The organism is Streptomyces phyllanthi, assembly GCF_009377205.1.
In the GTDB taxonomy this organism is placed as follows: Bacteria; Actinomycetota; Actinomycetes; order Streptomycetales; family Streptomycetaceae; genus Streptomyces; species Streptomyces phyllanthi.
On sequence record NZ_VJZE01000734.1, the window covers coordinates 1 to 2869 of the forward strand.

A 2869-nucleotide genomic window follows, 5' to 3' on the forward strand; every position below is an offset into this window, starting at 1 on the left:
TCGGTGTGCCACCGCGGTCACCGGTTCCTTCTCGGCCAGTAGGACCAGCGCGCGCTGAAGTCGCAACTGGGTGCGCCACTGGGGGAAGGTCATGCCGAGGTCGCTGCGGAAGAGACGGGACAGAGTGCGGTCACTCGCGCCGACCTGGTGGCCCAGCTCGGCAAGAGTGCGGGGGTCGGCCGGATTGGCCAGCAGGATCTCGCACAGCGTGCGAAGGAGGGGGGTGGCCGGCGTGGGCAGGTGCAGCGGCTCCTGGGGGGAGGCCCTCAGCTGGTCGAGCAGTACCGCGCGCAACCGGGTCCGTTCCGGGCTGTCGTCGTCGGGTGTGTGGGTGTAGGCGATGATCAGTTCACGTAGCAGCGGGCCGACGGCCAGCACGGTCGGTGCGTCGAGACCGAGCGGGTTGTCGGTCGCGGGCAGCCCCACCAGATGCAGTTCGAGTTCGCCGTGGGCCTGGTGGGCATGGACGACGCCGGCCGGGACCCAGATGGCGCGGGTGCCCGGGGCGACCCAGGAGCCCGCGCTGGTCGTGACGGCCAGCACTCCCCGGCCGGCATAGACGATCTGGTGGTCGTCGTGCCGATGGGCGTCGATCGCGCCGCCGGGTGCCAGCCGCTGGGTGCGCGTCGGAGCGATCGGCTCATGGCGGATTTTCGTCATCATCCGGCAGTTTATCGGAAGCGCGACACGAGGGCGGGTCCGGACCATGGTGGCGTGCGAAGGAATACATCGATCACTCTGCTGTCCGTCGGGCACGCCTGCGTCGACGTCTACCAGGGCGCCGTGGCGGCCCTGGTGCCGTTCTTCATCGCCGAGCGCGCCTACACCTACGCGGTCGCCTCGGGCATCGTGCTGGCCGCCTCGCTGCTGTCCTCGGTGGCGCAGCCGGTGTTCGGCGCGCTCACCGATCGCTGGGCCATGTCCTGGCTGCTGCCGGTCAGCACGCTGCTCGGCGGTGTCGGCATCGCGCTGAGCGGACTGAGCGGCTCTTACCCGCTCACCCTCGTGTTCGTCGCGATCTCGGGGGTCGGCGTGGCCGCCTACCACCCCGAATCCGCCCGCGTCGCCCGCATCGCCGGCCAGGGCAGTCACCGGGCCATGGGCTGGTTCTCCACCGGCGGCAATATCGGCTTCGCGCTGGCCCCGCTCATGGTCACCGCCGTGGTGGCCACCGGGGGGCTGCGCTGGACGCCGCTGCTGGTGCTGCCGGCCCTCGCCGGCGCCGCGCTGTGCCTGCCCGTGGTGCGCGCCCTGCAGCAGAGGGAGGCCGACGGACCTGGTGCGACGGTGCCGGCCCGAAGCGATGACATCGCCTCCTTCGTGAAGCTGTCACTGGCCGTGGTCTTCCGGTCGATCGCGTTCGTCGGTCTGAGCACCTTCATCTCGCTGTACGCCCGGCAGCGCCTGGGCGGCAGCACGGCCGCCGGTACCGCGGCCCTGACCGTGCTCTACCTCGGCAGTGCGATCGGCTCGGTGCTGGGCGGATCCCTGGCGAGCCGATGGGACCGGGTGACGGTCTCGCGATGGTCGTACCTGATCACGGCCGCGGCCATCGCGGGCGTGGTGGGGGTGCCGGGCCCGGCGATCTACCTGTTCTTGGCGCTGACCTCGGCCAGCCTGTATGTGCCCTTCTCGCTGCAGGTCACGCTCGGTCAGGACTACCTGCCCTCGCGGGTCGGCACCGCCGGCGGGATCACCCTAGGCCTGACCGTCAGCGTCGGCGGCCTGGCGAGCCCCGTCATCGGCAGCCTCGCCGACGCCACGTCCCTGCAGACCGCCCTGGCGCCGCTCGTCCTGATGCCCCTGCTGAGCTGGCTGTTCTTCCGCAACCTGCCCGAACCCGCCGCGCCATACCTCGGGGCCGCACCGCAGCCGAAGACCGATGACACGGACGTCACACACGCGTCCGCCCAGCGACCCGGCCTCCGCTGACCGACTTTGGGGTGACGTCAACGAGCGGAGACCTGCTGCGGTGGAGGCCCGTTCACGACGCTGCTCAGTCCGCCGTCACGGGCCGGCACGGTGCCGGTGGCCGCAGCACTGCCTTCGGGCCGCTGGGCCTGCATCGACGCCACGTCAGTTCGACAACCGGGTTCAGCCTCGGCACGAGTTGGGGCGGGTTCGCAAGCCTGGTCATGCCTGCCGTGCCCCGCCGTGCCCCGCCGTGCCCCGCCGTCTCCGGGCCCTCGACACCCTGGCGACCACACCCCGACCGGCCGGTTCCACATCGGGCCGGAAAGCCCCCAAGACCAAGGGGAGCGCGGCGGACCATTTCGAAGTGCCGCGCCCGCGGGCGACCGCACACGGTCACCTGCAGGGTGGGCTCCTCGGGGCCCTGGTGACAGTCGAATAGGCGAGCCCGCCGGTATCACACACCGACCCAGGCCTCCGGCCCAAGGGCCGGGCGCCCGCCCGCCAGTTGCCGTGCGGGTCGTGTTACGTATAACGTCCCAGCACCCCAACACGTACGTGAGAGGCCCATGAGACGCATCGCCCTGGTCACCCTCGTCGTCGACGACTACGACGAGGCGATCCGCTTCTACACGGAGGCACTCGGCTTCCGGCTCGTCGAGGACACGGCACGGCCCGACGGATCACGCTGGGTCGTCGTCGAGCCGGGTACGGAAGGCTACGGCACCGGGCTGCTGCTGGCCCGCGCCAAGGGCGGGACGCAGCGCGGCCGGATCGGCGATCAGACCGGCGGACGTGTGGGCTTCTTCCTGCACACCGACGACTTCGCCCGCGACCACGCGCGCATGCGTGCCATGGGCGTGAGGTTCCTGGAGGAACCGCGCCACGAGCCGTACGGCACCGTCGCCGTCTTCCAGGACCTGTACGGAAACCGCTGGGACCTGCTCATGCTCCGGCC

3 protein-coding genes are annotated in these 2869 nt (G+C 71.2%); 2 read left to right on the forward strand and 1 reads right to left on the reverse strand.

Features of this window, described 5'->3' with window-relative positions; all coding sequences use genetic code 11:
• On the reverse strand, positions 1–660 hold a 660-nt coding region (locus FNH04_RS44120), incomplete at its 3' end, for an AraC family transcriptional regulator (RefSeq protein WP_152791857.1).
• 54 nt (positions 661–714) lie between these two features.
• Between FNH04_RS44120 and FNH04_RS44125 the strand changes: the two genes are divergently transcribed.
• Positions 715–1932 carry an MFS transporter gene (locus FNH04_RS44125; RefSeq protein WP_322725627.1) on the forward strand — a complete coding sequence of 406 codons (1218 nt, stop codon included), beginning with the start codon at positions 715–717 and terminating at the stop codon, positions 1930–1932.
• A 548-nt stretch (positions 1933–2480) separates the two neighbouring features.
• Positions 2481–2869, forward strand: a 389-nt coding sequence (locus tag FNH04_RS44130) for a VOC family protein (protein ID WP_152791859.1), incomplete at its 3' end; no start/stop codon positions are given.